The organism is Candidatus Poribacteria bacterium (assembly GCA_021295715.1).
Taxonomy (GTDB): domain Bacteria; phylum Poribacteria; class WGA-4E; order WGA-4E; family WGA-3G; genus WGA-3G.
Map to the genome: position 1 here is coordinate 1 of JAGWBV010000012.1, position 17,087 is coordinate 17,087.

At 47.1% G+C, this 17,087-nt stretch carries 18 protein-coding genes; 2 read left to right on the forward strand and 16 right to left on the reverse strand.

Annotation, left to right across the window (positions count from 1 at the left end):
• From J4G07_05175 to J4G07_05250, 16 genes are all read right to left on the reverse strand, one after another.
• Positions 1 to 1,188, reverse strand: a 1,188-nt coding sequence (locus J4G07_05175; GenBank protein MCE2413374.1) for a thiol oxidoreductase, incomplete at its 3' end; no start/stop codon positions are given.
• Positions 1,189 to 1,324: 136 nt separating this feature from the next.
• Positions 1,325 to 2,485 (reverse strand): hypothetical protein, encoded by a 1,161-nt coding sequence (locus J4G07_05180; GenBank protein MCE2413375.1) that lies wholly within the window; start codon positions 2,483 to 2,485, stop codon positions 1,325 to 1,327.
• Positions 2,486 to 2,528: 43 nt separating this feature from the next.
• Positions 2,529 to 3,740 (reverse strand): autotransporter outer membrane beta-barrel domain-containing protein, encoded by a 1,212-nt coding sequence (locus J4G07_05185; protein ID MCE2413376.1) that lies wholly within the window; start codon positions 3,738 to 3,740, stop codon positions 2,529 to 2,531.
• 412 nt (positions 3,741 to 4,152) lie between these two features.
• Positions 4,153 to 4,506, reverse strand: coding sequence for a hypothetical protein (locus J4G07_05190; protein MCE2413377.1), 354 nt, complete (start codon positions 4,504 to 4,506; stop codon positions 4,153 to 4,155).
• A gap of 183 nt (positions 4,507 to 4,689) precedes the next feature.
• Positions 4,690 to 5,343 carry a hypothetical protein gene (locus tag J4G07_05195; GenBank protein MCE2413378.1) on the reverse strand — a complete coding sequence of 218 codons (654 nt, stop codon included), beginning with the start codon at positions 5,341 to 5,343 and terminating at the stop codon, positions 4,690 to 4,692.
• A gap of 122 nt (positions 5,344 to 5,465) precedes the next feature.
• The gene (locus J4G07_05200) at positions 5,466 to 5,831 is read right to left on the reverse strand and encodes a VOC family protein (GenBank protein ID MCE2413379.1); all 366 of its coding nucleotides are present in this window, start codon (positions 5,829 to 5,831) and stop codon (positions 5,466 to 5,468) included.
• Between the two features lie 39 nt (positions 5,832 to 5,870).
• Positions 5,871 to 6,830, reverse strand: coding sequence for a hypothetical protein (locus tag J4G07_05205; GenBank protein MCE2413380.1), 960 nt, complete (start codon positions 6,828 to 6,830; stop codon positions 5,871 to 5,873).
• 132 nt (positions 6,831 to 6,962) lie between these two features.
• Positions 6,963 to 7,697 (reverse strand): carbonic anhydrase family protein, encoded by a 735-nt coding sequence (locus J4G07_05210; GenBank protein ID MCE2413381.1) that lies wholly within the window; start codon positions 7,695 to 7,697, stop codon positions 6,963 to 6,965.
• A gap of 143 nt (positions 7,698 to 7,840) precedes the next feature.
• On the reverse strand, positions 7,841 to 8,395 hold the full coding sequence (locus J4G07_05215) for a GNAT family N-acetyltransferase (GenBank protein MCE2413382.1): 555 nt from the start codon (positions 8,393 to 8,395) through the stop codon (positions 7,841 to 7,843).
• Positions 8,396 to 8,475: 80 nt separating this feature from the next.
• Positions 8,476 to 9,573, reverse strand: a complete 1,098-nt coding sequence (locus J4G07_05220) for a phosphotransferase (GenBank protein MCE2413383.1) — start codon at positions 9,571 to 9,573, stop codon at positions 8,476 to 8,478.
• Between the two features lie 171 nt (positions 9,574 to 9,744).
• Positions 9,745 to 10,386, reverse strand: coding sequence for an HAD hydrolase-like protein (locus J4G07_05225; GenBank protein MCE2413384.1), 642 nt, complete (start codon positions 10,384 to 10,386; stop codon positions 9,745 to 9,747).
• A 3-nt stretch (positions 10,387 to 10,389) separates the two neighbouring features.
• Positions 10,390 to 10,698 (reverse strand): hypothetical protein, encoded by a 309-nt coding sequence (locus J4G07_05230; protein MCE2413385.1) that lies wholly within the window; start codon positions 10,696 to 10,698, stop codon positions 10,390 to 10,392.
• 49 nt (positions 10,699 to 10,747) lie between these two features.
• Positions 10,748 to 11,641 (reverse strand): carbonic anhydrase family protein, encoded by an 894-nt coding sequence (locus J4G07_05235; protein MCE2413386.1) that lies wholly within the window; start codon positions 11,639 to 11,641, stop codon positions 10,748 to 10,750.
• A gap of 73 nt (positions 11,642 to 11,714) precedes the next feature.
• Positions 11,715 to 12,548, reverse strand: coding sequence for a phytanoyl-CoA dioxygenase family protein (locus tag J4G07_05240; protein ID MCE2413387.1), 834 nt, complete (start codon positions 12,546 to 12,548; stop codon positions 11,715 to 11,717).
• 11 nt (positions 12,549 to 12,559) lie between these two features.
• Positions 12,560 to 12,829, reverse strand: coding sequence for a hypothetical protein (locus J4G07_05245; protein MCE2413388.1), 270 nt, complete (start codon positions 12,827 to 12,829; stop codon positions 12,560 to 12,562).
• A 100-nt stretch (positions 12,830 to 12,929) separates the two neighbouring features.
• Positions 12,930 to 14,213, reverse strand: coding sequence for a DUF5069 domain-containing protein (locus J4G07_05250; GenBank protein ID MCE2413389.1), 1,284 nt, complete (start codon positions 14,211 to 14,213; stop codon positions 12,930 to 12,932).
• Positions 14,214 to 14,395: 182 nt separating this feature from the next.
• Here J4G07_05250 and J4G07_05255 point away from each other — a divergent pair, with 182 nt between their 5' ends.
• Positions 14,396 to 15,028, forward strand: coding sequence for a cupin domain-containing protein (locus tag J4G07_05255; protein ID MCE2413390.1), 633 nt, complete (start codon positions 14,396 to 14,398; stop codon positions 15,026 to 15,028).
• A gap of 390 nt (positions 15,029 to 15,418) precedes the next feature.
• Positions 15,419 to 17,087 (forward strand): spondin domain-containing protein (locus J4G07_05260; GenBank protein ID MCE2413391.1); only part of this gene is annotated, 1,669 nt, incomplete at its 3' end.

The following is a 17,087-nucleotide window of genomic DNA, read 5'->3' on the forward strand; positions in this document are numbered from 1 at the left end:
GGCATGGAAATCTGGACGATTGTCCGCTAAATCGGGTCCCATGTCGTGCAACAGCAAATCTGTGTACGGATGGATCGTTTGGTTGCTCACTGAAGGCACGCCTGCTAAAACACCCGTTCTTAACGTCGGCACATGACAACTGGCGCATTGCGCTTCAGCAAAAAGTTGTTCACCGTGTTTAACCTGTGGATTATCCACGTCCCGCCGTGCTGGCACCGCCAACGTCTGAACATAGAACGTCACCACCTCTAAAATCTCGTCACTCACCTCCGGTGTTACGCTGTGTTCAGTGAGTTGTGATTGTCCCGCCGAGTTTTCTGTTGAGAACAGTGAGGTCGTGATGCCCATATCGTCGTTATAGGCTGCTGCAACCTGCTGAAGGAGTGTCGGTTGATTCGCTTTCCATCCGAAACGTCCGAGCGTATAACGCTTTGCTACGACATCCCATACGTAATTCGGCTTGCCTGAGATACCGTCCCCATCAATATCGGCTTCATCAGCATAAGCAAGGATGGCGTTTTCAGGGATCGCTTCCAACAAACCGAGTCCAAAGACCGCTGGCGCGACACGTGGCGATACTTCAACGTTTTCTGGTAATGGTTGATAGGCTTCCGTAACAGTATAGTTTGGGTGGCGCAGGTGCACACGCGTGCCATCTGCTGTCGTCAGGGGCTGCTCGGTATATTCAATCTTGACTTTACCTTCTGGGTGCGCTTCAACGATAGCGCGGTTGTTAAGTTGTGTACCAAAGCCAGGGACTGGCGTTGGTGGTTTTCCGGCTATCGAATCCTCTGCCTTTGGGAGACTGAGCCTGAAAAGCAGGGACACGAGTCCCTCGTCTGCCCCCGGTGGTCGCCCGCGACCATCACGAGAGTGACAGTTAATACATGAAACGTTATTGTAGATGGGTCCGAGTCCGGGGTTTACCACCGCAGGTGCTGTCACAAAAACGGCTTCAAATTCAACATCACCTTCCAGGTGCTTCGCAAGTGCTGCGTCTGAAAGATTGGGCGCAGGGATTGAGAACGCGTGGCTTGACGCATCAAAGATAGTCGTCTCGCCACCGGAAAGATCGCTTGTTAAAAATACCGGTGTCGATTCTACAGCCACGGGGGACTCGGAATCACAGGCACTTAACAGAATTGACATCAAGAGAATTAGATAGAATAAACTTTGAAGATGTTTCATCTTTTTCGTGCAAATCACAATAGGGCTATAGGAGCATAGTAGTAAGGGAACAGCACGAGTGCTGTTCCCCGCAAAAACGAAATGGTTTCCCTTTCGTATTTACCTTTATTGGAATTAAAACTCTTTACAAAATATATTAATTAAACTCACTCGATTGGACGAGCGGAAGTATATCTTGTTCGAGTGTCTGTTGGACCTTGCTGACAGCATCGATTGCAACTTGGACGGCACCGCGATTCACAGTAATCGAATCACGGAACGGGTCTGGGATTGCACCGATGGCATCAATCGCTGCCTGCACCTCTTGCTGGAAACGCGCATCTAAGTCCGGATCCTGACCGTTTACGAATTCGTTGAGACCTTGTCCATCGGTTGCGAATTTTCCCATATAGACGTTCTGAATTCCACGGATGTTGTCTTGGAAATCCGAGATGGAATTGAAGCTAAACTGGGATTCAACAAGGGTTGTGTCCGATTCGTTGTAGGGATCGGAGATCTTGCCATTCGCGACTTCATCGGCAATGACGATCATGCCGTTGACCATCTCTTGGACTGCGGCACTTTGAGAGGGATAGACAGCACTACCCACACCAGCTTGTGCGACTGCGCTGCTGAAATTTTCACCTTCTGGTGCCCACGCCAATCGCAGTTGAGAGGTGCTCACCTTAAGATTCTCTGTTGTCGAAACGAGGTACTCCAGTTCACGTGAGGTTAGATCTGATGCTTTCCGTTGATTGCCGTCACGGAACAGGAGGAACTCGATCGTGTGGAATCCTTTCTGGGTGTCTTCTAATCCGCTGACGAAATCCACTGTTAATGAATCGCCGCTGTCAAGAACGGACTGCAAGTTAATATGATCGACGGGCCAGCTGTCTAATGCTGGGTCGAGTCCTTGCGTGTCAACGGGACCGAACAGGAACGCTTCGCTCTGTTCCCAAGGTGTTCGCGTCGCTTTCCATGCTTGTTGTGCCCTTTCGAGATTTGCTTGCGAGGTATCCAATGCCAACGCCTTGACAGATGTCAAAAGTTCGCCTGCTTTGTTATCCAGTTCTGTGTAGGTGGCTAATACGACGGTATTCGCGAAGTCGTTGAGCATGGTGCCTGCGTCAAAAGTTTCGCCTTGTAACTGTTCATTGCTCTCATCTTCCTCATCGCTACCGCATCCCATGACAAAAGCGGATGCGAGTAGTAAACAACACATTCCTATAGCAAGTTTTGACTTGCAAGCTGCGTCAAAAAGTGTCCAATGAAAGCAAGCCTTTGGGAACTTGCGGGACTCTAATGTATAGAGTTTCATAAAAATCTCCATTTTTTATTTTTGATTACACGCGATGCGTGTGTTAGTATTGAAAACCCAAGCCGAGCGCAAAGGTATCTTCCTTATTTTTCTCCTTTGTCGCTAACCGTCGCAGTGAGTAGTGACTCTTGAAAACGAGTTGCGGGTGGACGTGGTAGTTAATCCCAAAAGTCCACGTGGTTCTTTCCCACCGCGGATTGTCGAAGATAATACCTTCAACACTCGCCATTGTGTCGTAAAAATCGTAACGCGCAAAGACATCTAAGACCTTGTTGGGAGAAGTATCCTTCAAATCTTGATGTTCCGTGCTGTTGTTAGGTTGTCTGAAAAATGATAAGATATCGTAACCCGCCTCAATGTACCAACCCATAGCTGAACTCCCTATCGGTGTCCGCTTTACATTGAGATTATTGGAGAGCGTCCGATTGACTTTAGACAAACGATCCGCGTTTTCGAGTGCTCCCCAGAGGAACAATCCTCTCACCTTCACTGCATTTACCTCATAAAATCCATGAAAACTCACAATCCCGACATGGGCATCGAAGTCTACGTCAGGTTTTGGTCGGTTCGCCGCCGTGTCTCCGTAGTAACCAGAAATACCGACGGTCGCGTTTTCATGAAACGCATAATCGAGTCGTCCAACGAATGCGGGTGCCTCAGCGTTCGCAGTTTCAAACCGAAGTTGGTGTCCCCGAACGATCCAGTGTCGGGAACTAAAACCCGTTGAATCTAATCCGTTGACAATTTGTGCTTGATACTGCAGCGAACCGAGTGAACCGAAAATTTCGACACCGGTTTCATGCCATATAGTCGGAATGAGATGTGTCTCTGCTTCGGGACGCGTCGTCGTAAAGTAGTGTTGCGGTCGATGCCGTTTCGCAACGAGTCCAACTGGGACGATGATATGTCCAACGCGTAGGTTAAAGGAGGGTTGAAAGGAGAAGACAGCGGCAAGTTTTTCGACGATAACCTCGCCGCCTTTTTCAATCTCTGTCTCAAATTCCCCAAACTCTTCAAATTTGTCGAATTCCATCGTGCTGCCGGTGCCACCATGCTCGAATTCAAGTTCCGATTCAAGTCGGATGGTATCGTTGATACGGTATTTCGGCGCGATGACGAAGCGTTCCACGTCAATAGCAGCGCGTCTATCTGGGTCAAGTTCCCAATTGAAATGGGAGTAGTTAATCACGCCGTATCCGGAGACCGAGAATGGATTTGGTTCAGCAATAACACTTACATTGAGTGAAATGAACATTCCACAAACCGCGAGAAATCTTATAGAATTTGCCAGTTGTTTCTTCATGAATATGATTTTTAAATATGATATTGAGACTCATTATCATATTTTTGGCTACTCAGTAGTCTGAATATTTATTGGAGATTGCGTTCTAAAAATTGATAACGAATCTCATTATCTTTTAATTATACCTACAATTCCCGTGAAAGTCAAAAAAATCTCGATAAATTCGCAAATATTTGCATGAATTGTGTTAATTATACCTACAATTCCCGAGAATGTCAAAAAAATATCATAATTTCTGAGTTAAATCATTGTTTTGCTGTTGATAGTATATTGGTTGCTGCAAGGTATAACGCTTGTTGTTCTCCTCGCAATTCGAGTTCAGTTGTTTTTGTTGGCGAGGTTTGTAACCTCGCCAGTTTCTGTTCTACTGTTTCTCCCAGATTTGCACGTTATGTCTCGGCAAATCGAACGGATATTCCCCGTACGCAAGCGTCGGTAATCCGTTATCGTCTACTGTGACGACAACATAGAGTCGGTGTGGAGAAACGCTTGTATCCACGCGCTCCAGGAACTGCCACTGGTCACCACTGGATGTAGTTACTTTTATCTTTGTCCAGAGGATACCTTCACCGTCTATATATGTTCCATCGGATATTTGAATGCTATGCGGATCGTCTGGTGGTAAGGTAAAACTCTCGCCTATCGTGGAGGTGGAATTTAAATGCGTGTGTGATACAAGTCCCGGGGACAGGCACCTCAACGCCGTTCTGATCGACAACCCAGACGTGATCGCGTTCTTGCATCGGAATGGAGGTATCTATCTCGGGAGTACCCGATTTTACGACTTGTTGAGTCTGATTGCAAGAAGAAAATCCGATGACAAATGCTGTAATAGTAAGTATAAATGCAAGTTTAGTGATGTGTCTGTTTATGATGTTCATAATGAAATCCTTTAAAAAATTTAGATTTTGTATATTTTATAGTAATTATAGAATATCTCAATCGGGCATTCAGGTCTCAGCACTTGGTACGGAAAGCATTGAAGGCAACCATCAACCGTTTTTTGCCTGCTAAGACACTCCAAGAACTGTGAGGCAGTAGGTTGTCGAGTGGATCCTTTTCGGGCAATAAATTGTCCCCACAATGCCCAAAACGTGGTTTCATAACCGACGGGTTGCGCCGTCTTAACATAGTCTGGTGGAAAGAGTCTAAGGTAGGCGGGTATGTTGTAGAGCCAAGATCCACCACGCACCGTTTCTACGTCGGGGTGATGTGTTTGAATGTGCCGAAACATCGCCGACAATTCCGATTTTCGGACGGTCGTTCTTGCCTTGCTCAAGGTGCCGTGTTCAGAGGTTTCACGATTTTCAAAGTGTAGTCGAAGTTTTTGTGTATTGCGCCATGGATAAACGTAGGAGAAACATCCAAAGAATTTACGATCGTTGGAAGGAGTTGTCTGCACAGCCAAACGCTGAAGATAGAAATCGTATGTCCACTCTTCCGGAGTATCGGACGGACGGAGTCCTTCGATGAATGCATCCCATAGTGGATTGGGAAGGTCATGGGAGACTCGCAAATTGAACAGAGTTCGCAAGATTGTGTAGTCTATTAACACGTCTTTTAAAGCCTGATGAGAGACTTCAGCAATTTTCTGGGCGAATCTGATTTGTAATATCAGAAAATCCTTGGTATATTTTATCAGGTTTCTACCTCGTTTATTTGTTTCTGGCTAACGTTTCAACCGACTGTCTTATCCTTTCGCTGATGTATGATGACACGATTGCCATCGGGATCTTCGATAATCGCCCAAAAGCATACAGCGGATTCACCTAACGGTGAGTGGATATGAATTCCAGATTGTTCTAATTCTTCTAAAGCAGCCTTCGCGTCCTTGACAGCAAGCGCGACCATTCCTCCACCGGGTTGTGTGAAACGGTCGCCCTGCCCTAATACCAACGTGCCGGGATTTATTTCGAATTCTGCCCATGTCCCTTCATGCACCAAACATGCCAGTGGAATCCCAAGCATATCGCGATAAAAGGTGAGCGATTTCTGCATATCGCTCACCGCAAAGAAAGTAAAGTCGATACCTAATACATTCACAACTGCAGTCTCCTCCACTCGCCCTACAATGGTGGTGTACTAAGCGGCAAGGGTTTGGATGGGATATTCGCTATCGTGTTCGGGTGCTGTCCAGAACGGATGCCAATCTCTGGCTCGATCCTTTCCGATGTAAAGCGTCTTTCCGATAACTGCCCACGCTGTTCCATTGGCTGCAAACGCGATATAGCCGGTGCTAATCCGATCAGTGAATTCTGCGAGCTGATCGTTGAGTTGCGTCCACGTCGCACCGCGATTCTCCGAACGACAGAGCCAAGCACCACCGCCTCTGGGTCCGTTCTGGACTGTGGCGATCAATAGGTCCGGGTTTGCTGGATGCACAGCAATAGCGGTGCCGTAGAGACGGGGTAAACCTTCGATCCGATTCTCCCAAGAGTGCCCACGGTCGGCACTGACATAAACACCGTTTTGCGTGTTCGCATAAACTCGATTATCGTCTGCAGGACACGTAGCGACTTGGTGTACATCTTTATGAAGTTCTGGCGTGACAGGTTCCCAAGAGATTCCTTCATCGTTGGAACGCATGATACTTCCGACGTGGATATCTGCGTAACAAAAGCCGTCTTGAGTTTTGGCAAAAGTCCGCACGGCTGGTGGTCCGCCCCACGGTGTATACCAATCTTTCCGACATTCTAATTCGTCAAACGCGACAATCCGTTCTGCTGGTCCTTCTTCTCCAACGAGGCGATAGACATAAGCACCCTCATCTGTTCCGATGAGTAGTGTTAACGGATCCTCGCGAACAACGAGCAATGAGGCGATTGGATCCTCTATACCTGTTGGGATTCGTTTCTCACCATCTTCCGATAAAACCAGTAGCGTTCCATCCGACAGGGTAGATACCACGGCTTTGCCGCTTGACAGTGAAACCATTGCACCATGAGGTGCCATTCCGCCGAGTCTGCCTTCATAGACGAGGGTGGGTTCACTATTTCCATCATCTCCAACGGCATAGATAGCGTTGTAAGTTGCGATAAACATTATGTATCTCCTTTGCGGTATTCTCCGACCTTATAACTGAACCTCATTTACCTTCAACTGTGTCAATCGAATTTATCGACAAGACGATAGTATTTCCACAGGTCAGCGTATTTTTGAATTTTACCATAATTTTTATGAATCTGGCAACACATCTGTAAATAATTCGCGATCGTTCAAAGGTTGCACAGGTCTGTTGTTGCCGTACAGAATCGTTTTGAACGCTGCGATTTGCGAGTGAGACATCTCAATTGGTGTTGTTAGCACAAACCATTTGACCCCTTCTGAGCAGGGCGGTGTTGTCAACGAACCGGTATAGCGATAGGTGTGCTTTGAACTCGGCAACAAATCGAGAATATTTAAGATGACATCTCCAATCTGTTCAGATTCACCCGGAACAGAGGGCAAATGCTGCCAAAAAGGAGCGAACGCTGTGTTGGTGCTCCCGTTCTCAATGAGGATGCCAATAACAGCCAACGTCCCGTCTTCGCTTTTATGGACGAGATGCATCTCCATGTCATAGGGGTATCCTGACACTGTATGTTCGCTCGGTGCGTGGAAGTGGAATTGTAGAAGATGGTATTTCATCCTGTCCACCTCAATCCAACTCCCCTCTGGATACACAATTTCGATTGTATTACCCGTATTGCGGATATTTAAAGATGTTGACTGGTAGTTAAAGGTAATAATCGGAAGTTTGGTTGGTGTCGGATTCACGATGTCAATCGGTGATTGGTGTGTTCCTGCACCGCAAAGCCGGTATTCTGGGTTGAGTCGCTCCCAAACGTCCGGTCCGTTCTCTGCTTCGTAGCCCCAGCATACCGTTTCAGTATGATGGGCAGTTTTCTTTGTTTTTTCGTGATAGTTCATAAAAATATAAGCGGATAATAAAAATACAGGTATGGTTGTCTGCTTTGCCTGTTTATTTATCAAGTCAGTTATCTCTATTTTCCTTTCTACTTTATGGTTACTCCAACCATAGTAGATATAAACGGTGCCCAAAACTCCTTGAATTAAGGTGCATCTTGTGGGAATAGCGAGAATACTATGGTATCTAAGACGTTTCCTCCGGTCGAAGAACTATCTCTTACCTTTTTCTTTTCAGATGGGTTGAGTTTTTCGGCAACTCGTGCGCTCGGAATATTGCCAATTGAAGTTACCACATCAATACGTTTGAGTCGAAGATGCTCGAATCCAAAGCGAACAAGAAGTTTGGAGGCAGCAGTTGCCACACCTTGCCGTGTTCGAGAGGTTCTGACCCAATACCCAAGGTTTGCTGTTTGGTCAACCCAATTGACTTGGTCCAAGCCACACCCACCCAGAACACTACCGGTTCCTACATCGGTAATGGCAAAGTGATATTCGCTTTGTTGTTCCCAGAGTTTTGGGACCGTTTTTTCAATCCACATCCGTGTTTCTTTGATTGAGTACTCTTGATGAAGCCACGGTAGATGACGCGATACCTCTGCAATTGACTCCCGCGCAGCCTCAAAACAAGCGTGAACGTCGCTGGGTTGGTAGGTCCGAATAGCGATTGTTCCATCGCTGAATTCTGTTGGAGTCTGCATAGTGACTGTCATCCGTGTAACCTTTTCGTTAGCAAGAGTAGGTTAGGTGAAAGTTTGACTATTAAAGGATGATCGTCTTTTCATCCATCGGTTAAATGCAAATCTGTAATTGCCGCGATGAATCGTTCGGCTACTGCTCGTGCGAGTCTGTTTTCTCGGTCATTTTCTGGATTTAACGAGGCTACCATAAGTACCGCTTGGACAAAATAACGCGACATAGCGATCCTATAGTCCTCCCAACACATATCAAAGGTGTATCCACTAACCCCTTTTTTCTTCAAGGTTTCATGGTAGATTTTTAAGAGTTGCTGTTCCGCCACCTGCCGTTCTGATGTAACTTGTAAGCACCCGCCAACAAACCAGGCCACATCCCAAACGCCCTCTCCGCGTGATATATCTTGCCAGTCAATCACAGCAAAACCTTGTTTTCCAAGAGAAGCACCAAAAAACGTGTTTTCCAAGCGAAAATCACCGTGAATCAAGGTTCTCGGTGGTTTCCCAAATTGGGACTTATCCGTTAATGTCTCAGGCAATTGTTCTCCAAAAGCCTTCGCTGCATCGGTCAACAGAACTCCCGCTTTGTTCACAAAAATAGGGAAGGCATTTCGATATTGATCGAGAACCCAGCGGGTAACAGAAACAAAGTCCGTTGATGAGCCAGGTAACCAATCGATTCCTGCAAGTTTTTCGCTTTGCCACCAGTGAGCATGGAAACCAGCAATTGCGCGGAGGGCAAGTGCTGTTTTTTCTGGTGTGCTTCCTCTGATTTGATCTCCGACTTTCGCTGGAGCAAGGTCTTCAAGGATCCTAACATACTTCCCATCGGAGACATTCATAGCACTGTAATAACAATGCGGAGTCCGAAGGTGTGTCTCTCTTGCAAGTTGCAGATAAAACAAAATTTCGCACTTATCTGGCGTAAATGGACGCGTTCTTGCCCGCAGGGGTTCATCTGGTGCCTGTAGTTTGGCAATCAACGTGTTTGGTAGTGTTGATTGAGGTTGATTAGAACTGAGATGCAAACGTGCTAACTGTCCCGCACAAGTCAACTCCGCGATTGGTTCAATACGCAGTGATGTTACGATGGCGTTCAAGGATATACCAGTTGAACATAAGGCTTCAGTGAGCCATTGAGGTGTAATATCGTTAGGTGTGTCGGGAATACTTAAAAGATCCATCAGGTTCTAATCAAAGATATTCTACATAGGACTTACGCATAACGCTCTTTTGTAGCATAAACTGTTAGTTTGTGCCAAGGATATTGACGTTTTTTTCGAGAACTCACATCTAACAGTGCCTGATAAAATTATAATTGCGTAAGTCCTGCTACAAACAATACGGTCTCTTTGTTAGGCATGTAGCATTTTCATAAATGTATCCTGACTCGAAAAGTCTTCAACCCAAAATTTGCACTTTCCCTTTAACCGTTTTCCGACTCCTATAAAATGCCATCCGAGTTCTTCGGTCGCCTGCATATCCCATTCGGCGTCGCCTATATATACGATGCGATGGAAGCAATTCCCCAACGCAAATAAGCATTTCTGCATGATGACTACGCGTTCATCACCGTCATCACTGGAAGTTAAAACCGTATTCTTCAGGTTAAATCCTGCGTGCCAAAGTTTCATTTTCGCGGTGTGTCTCCAACCCCCTGTTGCGAATCCAACTTTGTAGTCTTCTGCATTGAGGAGTTTATTAATCAAATGAATAGCTCCTTTTTTGGGGCGACATTCACCACTGTTTTGAAGATGCTGTCTAATCAATTCTCCGAATTTCGTGCGGACTTCCTTAATTTGCTCCTTTTCCTGAATCTTATTCTCTTCCATGATTTGGCGCAAACTACCTGTATCGGTCACGTTTTTGTATTTGCTCCAATCATCATGGATATAAACTTCACCCAAGACTTCTTTTATGGCGGAGATGTAGCAGGCATCATCGAAACCAAAGCTTTCGACAAGGGTGCCGTCAATATCAAATATTGTCGCAATCATTTGTTACAATTCCTGTCCTTGATCCTTGTCTATGAACGGTTCTGATGGCAATCGCGGCGGGAAGATGAGCGTATGGGTTTTGGATAATTGTTGATAGGTTTTCAGAACCTCTTGCAACTGATTGTAGAATCGCTCACATTCTTTTTTGGTGCCGAGCAGCTCTATGCTCGGGGAATTTGACAGATTAATATGCAACTCGTACGAACGATGCCTCCCTTTGATTATCTGAATCTGGTGTACGTACTGAATATTCACCATCCCTCGATAGGAAGAGTTATACTTCCCATCTTGGTTGATGATCTCGATAAACATTATGAATCTCCTTTAGATTTTTGTGGCGTAAATAATAGATAATTGCGACCTATTCGTTTGCCTCAACATCCGTGAGTAGTCTGCGTCCATTCAACGGCTGGACGGGCCGATTGTTATCATGGATAATTGCTTTAAATGCCGCGATTTGAGCTTCAGACATCTCGATCGGGGTTGTCAGCACGATCCATTTGACATTTTCTGAACAAGGCGGGGTCGTCAGTGAACCATCGTAGCGGTAGGTGTTGGAAAAAGGCTGTCCCGCCTCGTCGGTTACCTGCCCATTTGTTGACAGCATAAGGTGAAGATCCACGTTGACATGCCCAATGTGTTGTGTTTCGCCTGGGACTGCAGGCAAATGGGCCCAAATAGGGTCAAATGCGAAGTTGTGGCTGCCGTTCTCGATCAGCAATCCAACGACTGCCAAGCTGCCAACCTCACTTTTGTGAACGAGGTGCATCTCCATATCAAATGGTTTACCTGCCACTGTGTGTTCACTCGGCGCGTGGAAATGGAATTGGAGAAGTTGGTACCGCGTGCCATCAACCACAATCCAGTTCCCTTCTGGATAAGTAACTGCAATTGTATGGCCAGTATTGCGGATGTTCAGGTCTGTTGTCCGATAGTACTCATGAGTGATAGGGAGCAGTTTTACTGGCGTGGGGTTCACGAGATCAATCGGTGATTGATGTTTTCCTTCAGCACAAAGGATATATTCTGGACTGAGTGCCGCCCAAACGTCCGGTCCATTTTCTGGTTCGTAACCCCATTCCGTTTTCTCGGTGTGGGAGGGGACATTCCTTGTCTTTCCACAACTTGTTATACACATAAGAATACACATAATGCTAATCAATGATTTGGCAATAGGATGCGAATCACATCGTAAAAATAGTTTTGCAAACTCCATATAAATTATCTTGAATTCTCTAAAAATTTCTCTATCCATGAAGGACCTCCCAACAAAAACCGTGAACCGCCTATAGCATCACGTTTACACTTTTCTGGCATCGCGATCTTCTTTATCCATAAGCCATCTCAGGATGTTTTCCAAGAACACGCAGTAGGCGTTCATCTGCGCCTTCCAAGACATAATCGGGCATACGATAGTTTAGGTAGGGCCAGAACCGCTGTGCAACAAAGCGTTGCCCGTAAACTTGGTGAAACAGGTAACGGATCCGATCGGACTGGTTCGGTGTCCCTCGATGCCATGTCTGTCCATTGAGCAGATAGAGGTCGCCTGCTTTCATAAGGAGTGAAACAGGTGGTTTGCCGTCGAAGGTTGGGTATTCTGGGTCATCGGGCTGTCGTCCAGAGTAATGACTACCGGGGACGAATTGGGACGGACCGTATTTAACCTCATCTTGGTCAGTTAGCGCGATTTGCACGGACATACGGAGCACTGGCATACGCAATCTCGGATCGTGCCGTTCCATCTCTGGTGTGATCGGAAATTCCACACCATCGTCGATGTGGAACCGATTGATCCCTAAATCTTTTCGGTTGAGAATACACCCTTGAGCGATACAGTGGCAATGCTCACCTAACACACTTTCAGCAATGCTGATGATCGGTTCACGCACGAGTAGGTCGCGGAACATGAGATCACACTCAAATAGGCGATGCACCACAATAGGGGCTTTTCCGTCTTGTCGAGAACCTTTAACGTTGCGCATCTCCATGAAGTAAGGTTCGGCAAAAATTTCGTCAACGCGCGCAACGATCCGTTCGCACTCTTCGCGTGAGAGTACATTTCGGACAATCGTCACGCCGTTTTGATAGAAGTCCTTCAAGATAGCGTTCAAAGTATCTGGAGGTAGCGGTTCGGCGGGAAGTGCTTGTTCTTTGGTATCCATGGTTCTGAATCCTAATGTGTCGGTTGGGTTGGATGGTTCCTACGTCCTATTGCTGTGACGACTGTCCTGCGTTCAAAAATCAATTTTTGGTTTCCCGCAAGTTTAAGCGGCTGGATTATCCAATCGGCGTGCGTGTTCGGGACAACCACCCGTCTTGCACCAGAATCAATTGCCGCTTGCAATCCAACAGTAGCATCTTCTGGGTCGAATCCCCACCATGCCGCGTTGGCAACTGTCCTTTTTCCAGAACGAACATCCGCAATCGCTTCGAGATTTTCCATTGGGTATGCTCCATAGAGAGGCTACACCAGAACAAAGGAAGCTGCCCGTCTGTCACAAACCGGACGTGCTGGCAGCTTGGTCGATTTCTTGATGTCCTGTTTACAGCGCAAAGGTCTTCTCATCATCAAGTTCCATCAGTGCGAACCATGTATTGATGTCCGTACGCTCTGGAGCAATTCGGCTGATCATCTTCGCCATGAGTGCCTTGTAGCGTTCATCCGTAGGACCCATCTGAGCCATCCGTTCGTTATAAGCTTCAATGTCTGCTTCGCTTTTGGGATGATTCGCCTTCAGCCACGTCTCGACCTCTGCATCGGTTGCCAACGTTTTTAGTGCTTCAGTGAATTCTGCCGCAGATATACCAAGGAAACCGAGCGTTGCCCGATCAATCCCAGAATCTTCACCGTAAAAATATGCCCCCAACGTATTGCTATTAGATGCACGCCCTTTGTCAATCAACCGTGCGAGTTGAACCATGCCGTAGACATCGGTGTTGTAAGGACTTCGTGGCGCGCGGCGATTGAGGTCAACGATACCGAAACTCAACTGATCGTCCACGTCTTGAAGTGCTACCCATGTGGTAATGTCTGTGCGGGTCGGATCTACTTCTTGGCATCGCGCTTCAAACCGTTCACGTGTTGTTTCATTGGGTCCGTAGTTGACCAACGTTTCGTTGAATTCATCAATCTCATCCTGCGATTTACCACAGTTTTCCAGTACCCATGCCCCGAGTTCGAGATTATTCGGGTTGTTGACTGCCGCTTCCTGAAAATCTGCAGCTCCGATCCCAAGAAATTCTAAAATACGGATGTCTTGTCCAGAATTGTCTCCGTATAGGTATTCACCGATTTTCTCAGCGCGTTCGGCGCGTGCTTTATCTGCCATACGCGCGACACCGCAGATACCACCGATATCTTTGGCGCGCGCACTGCGAGGCGGACCAGCAGTCAGGTCAACCTGCCAGAAGCTGCCCCAATCGTCGAGTTCCATCGACTGTAATACCGTTGTAATATCGGTTCTGCCTGGGGCAAAGCGAGCGAGTCGCTCCTTCAACCGTTGTTTGTGTCCCTCTGTGTCAGGTAGTTGACTGAGGGCGGCATCGTTAAACTCAGCAATCTCTGCTGCAGTCTTTCCACTTGTTTCAAGCACCCAGTGTCCGAGAGCAGCATCATCATATTCGTCAGCCGCTTCGGCGTAAGCATCGGCGGAAATCCCTAAAAACGTTAAAACGCGCTGATCCAAACCAGAACTCTCACCGTAGATATAATCACCGAGCGTTTCTGCGTTGTGTGCGCGTGCCTTATCTGTCAGCCGTGCCACACCTACAATCCCAGCGATCCCGAGATTTGAAGGGCGACGTGGCGGTTGGCGTGTCAAATCCATAATTTATGTCCTTCCAGTTCAAGAAGTGAGGTGTTATGTTTTTTACCAATATTTTATCATGCCAAATATTTTATCATAGTGTCAAAGCGTGTCAAGAAAAAAAGCACACCGATCCCTTAATTTGCCTTGTCAATTTTCATGCGACATTGTATAGTTATGTCAAAACTCTATGGAGGCATACAATGGGATTTCCTGTTTACGATTACCGCACAGATATACGGAATGTATTGGTGACACCGCAAATTCGCTCTCGATTTTTAAGGATGGAGCCTGGACAGAGTGCCCAACTTCATAGCCATGACTTGGGGCATGAAATTTTCCTAATTCTGGAAGGACGCGTCGAATTTGAAATTGAGGGTGAAACAGAAGAGCTGGGACCGGGGCAAATGTGTGTCGCTTTGGTGGATCAACCGCACACGGTACGCGTTCTCGGTGATGAGCCAATGACGATGTATCTGTCTGTTACGCCACATGTCCATCCCACGCACACGCCGCGGACAGAAGAAGGCGAACGACTCCCGCACAATTTCGTCTCACCTCGTGCTTACGATGTTGAACCGGATATGCAGGTATCGGTGGCGGAACTCGTTGCGCGCCAGATACATGCCGCAGAATTGTTGGAGGGACTTACCCGCACCTGCTCAGTTGTTCAGCAGGAAATGGGCACGCAACTGAAGACTGCACTCGCTGAGGATGATGCCGCCACCGCTATCGCAGCACGTAAAGCAATGTGGGAAGCCATCTATCCGGTTTACAAAGCTGTCGCTGAATTGGGCGAGGTCTGGAATGCGCTTGCACCCCGCGTAGCCCAGTAGGCTATTTTTAATTTGTTTTGTTTTCGTGTTTGTGTTATACTTAAAACAACAAAGGGTATGTTCGCCCAATTTACGGGAAATTATCTAAATTTGAACCGAATTTGATTTGACAACGTTTTAAAATTAGGATAAACTTATCTTTTAACCTTAAAAGTCCCGTTTGAAAGGCTCGCCTTGTGCTCTGATTCCAATGCGCTGGTGCGGAAGAATCTCCCATATTTATTACGGTTGAAATCTTTTGTCAAACGAGGGGCTGTAATCTTTACCGAAAGGTAAGGAACATCAGAATATAAATGAATTATGAAGGAGTGTCTTATGAAAGACCAGCTTTTTAACAGGAAAATCCTTTTTTCCTTATTAGCTGTTGTAATGTGTTTAGGATTTACAGCAATGAGTTACGGTCAAGCCGTCGTTTCTGTAGAACCTGCTGAAGTAGAGTCCCCGGCGGTCGGGGAAGAACTCATGGTGAGTATTAACATAACGGGTGGTGCAGATGTTGCTGGATATCAAATAACCGTAAACTTTGATCCAACTGCGCTTGAGTATGTTTCTGGTGCGAATGCAGACTATTTGCCTGCTGGTGCCTTTGGAGTGCCGCCTACTACAACTGAAAGTAGCGTTACAATCGCTGGAACCTCTTTAACAGGAGCTGCTCCGGATGCCGATGGTACACTCGCTACGGTAACATTTACAGTTGTTGAGTCAAAACCGTCTGCTATCAGTTTGACGGGTGTTACGCTCGCTGATGCCACTGCTGCTGCATTAGAGGTCACGACTATGGACGGTATGGTTACCGTTGATGGTGCTGGTCCAGCAGCCGAAGAAGAGGTTACTGAGGAACCAGCAGCCGAAGAGGAAGCCGAAGAAGAGGTTACTGAGGAACCAGCAGCCGAAGAGGAAGCCGAAGAAGAAGTTACTGAGGAACCAGCAGCCGAAGAGGAAGTCGCCCCTGAAATGCCAGTGAGCCAGATGTTCGAGATTACCCTCACGAACCTCACTACCGGTGAACATGGTGTCAGTGGACAAACGCTTTCACCCGCGATTTTCGCAGCACACCCCGCTGGCGTTAAACTCGCCGAAGTCGGTCAACCTGCGAGCCCAGCGATTGTCGCACTTGCTGAAGGTGGAGATACCTCAGGACTTGAAGCACTTGCAGCAGCTGCTGGCGCGAACGTCAAGATCGCTATGAATGTGGATATGACGCGTCGGTATACGATGCCGGGTCAATCTACGACTGTTACCGTAACTGCTGATAAAACGAACTCTTCGCTATCTATCGGCTCAATGTTGGTCTCAACGAACGATGCGTTCATCGCGGTTATTGACGAACCTCTCTTTGATGAAGACGGTATGCCTGTCACAACAACCATTGACTTGATGGCGTATGATGCTGGGAGTGAAGATAACACAGAAATGGCTTCCGATATTCCGGGACCGCTTGGTTTAGATGAAGCGACGGATCCCCCAGGAAGTAATGAACGGGTGCCAACCGTAGATGGCGTCATAGCAGCACACGAAGGGATTCAGGGTGTTGGGGATGTGACAGAAGCGTTTGCATGGGAAGAGCCGACAGCGATGTTGACGATTACACCTGTTGAAATGCCCACAGAACCGGTTGTAGAAGAACCGATGCCGGAACCCGTCGTGGAAGGTCCTGGTTTTGATGTGACGCTTGAAGCGGGTTTGAATATGATTTCGATTCCGCTGATGCCGGCAGAACCTTACACAGCAAAATCACTCGCAGAAATGCTGGGTGCAACGGTTGTGATCCAACTCGATGCGGCAACGCAGGGTTTCGTGGGTTACACGGTAGCTGATGAAGGTGATGGCTTTGGTATTGACGGTGGCATGGGTTATATCGTGAATACGCCTGCTGGAGCCAATGTAAAGTTCACAGGTGATGCATGGGATAACCAGCCTGAACAGCCTGAACCTGAAGAAGCCCCTGCTGAGGAACCGGTTGCCGAAGAAGATGCCCCCGCAGAGGAACCCGCTGCTGCTGAAGAAGAAGTTGCTGAGGAACCTGCTGCAGAGGAACCCGCTGCTGCTGAAGAAGAAG

Coding starts and splice junctions, on each gene's coding strand:
- J4G07_05180 (MCE2413375.1), bottom strand. CDS start 2,485: ATGAAACTCTATACATTAGAGTCCCGCAAGTTCCCAAAGGCTTGCTTT.
- J4G07_05185 (MCE2413376.1), bottom strand. CDS start 3,740: ATGTTCATTTCACTCAATGTAAGTGTTATTGCTGAACCAAATCCATTC.
- J4G07_05205 (MCE2413380.1), bottom strand. CDS start 6,830: ATGTTTATCGCAACTTACAACGCTATCTATGCCGTTGGAGATGATGGA.
- J4G07_05210 (MCE2413381.1), bottom strand. CDS start 7,697: ATGAACTATCACGAAAAAACAAAGAAAACTGCCCATCATACTGAAACG.
- J4G07_05215 (MCE2413382.1), bottom strand. CDS start 8,395: ATGCAGACTCCAACAGAATTCAGCGATGGAACAATCGCTATTCGGACC.
- J4G07_05220 (MCE2413383.1), bottom strand. CDS start 9,573: ATGGATCTTTTAAGTATTCCCGACACACCTAACGATATTACACCTCAA.
- J4G07_05225 (MCE2413384.1), bottom strand. CDS start 10,386: ATGATTGCGACAATATTTGATATTGACGGCACCCTTGTCGAAAGCTTT.
- J4G07_05230 (MCE2413385.1), bottom strand. CDS start 10,698: ATGTTTATCGAGATCATCAACCAAGATGGGAAGTATAACTCTTCCTAT.
- J4G07_05235 (MCE2413386.1), bottom strand. CDS start 11,641: ATGGATAGAGAAATTTTTAGAGAATTCAAGATAATTTATATGGAGTTT.
- J4G07_05240 (MCE2413387.1), bottom strand. CDS start 12,548: ATGGATACCAAAGAACAAGCACTTCCCGCCGAACCGCTACCTCCAGAT.
- J4G07_05245 (MCE2413388.1), bottom strand. CDS start 12,829: ATGGAAAATCTCGAAGCGATTGCGGATGTTCGTTCTGGAAAAAGGACA.
- J4G07_05250 (MCE2413389.1), bottom strand. CDS start 14,213: ATGGATTTGACACGCCAACCGCCACGTCGCCCTTCAAATCTCGGGATC.
- J4G07_05255 (MCE2413390.1), top strand. CDS start 14,396: ATGGGATTTCCTGTTTACGATTACCGCACAGATATACGGAATGTATTG.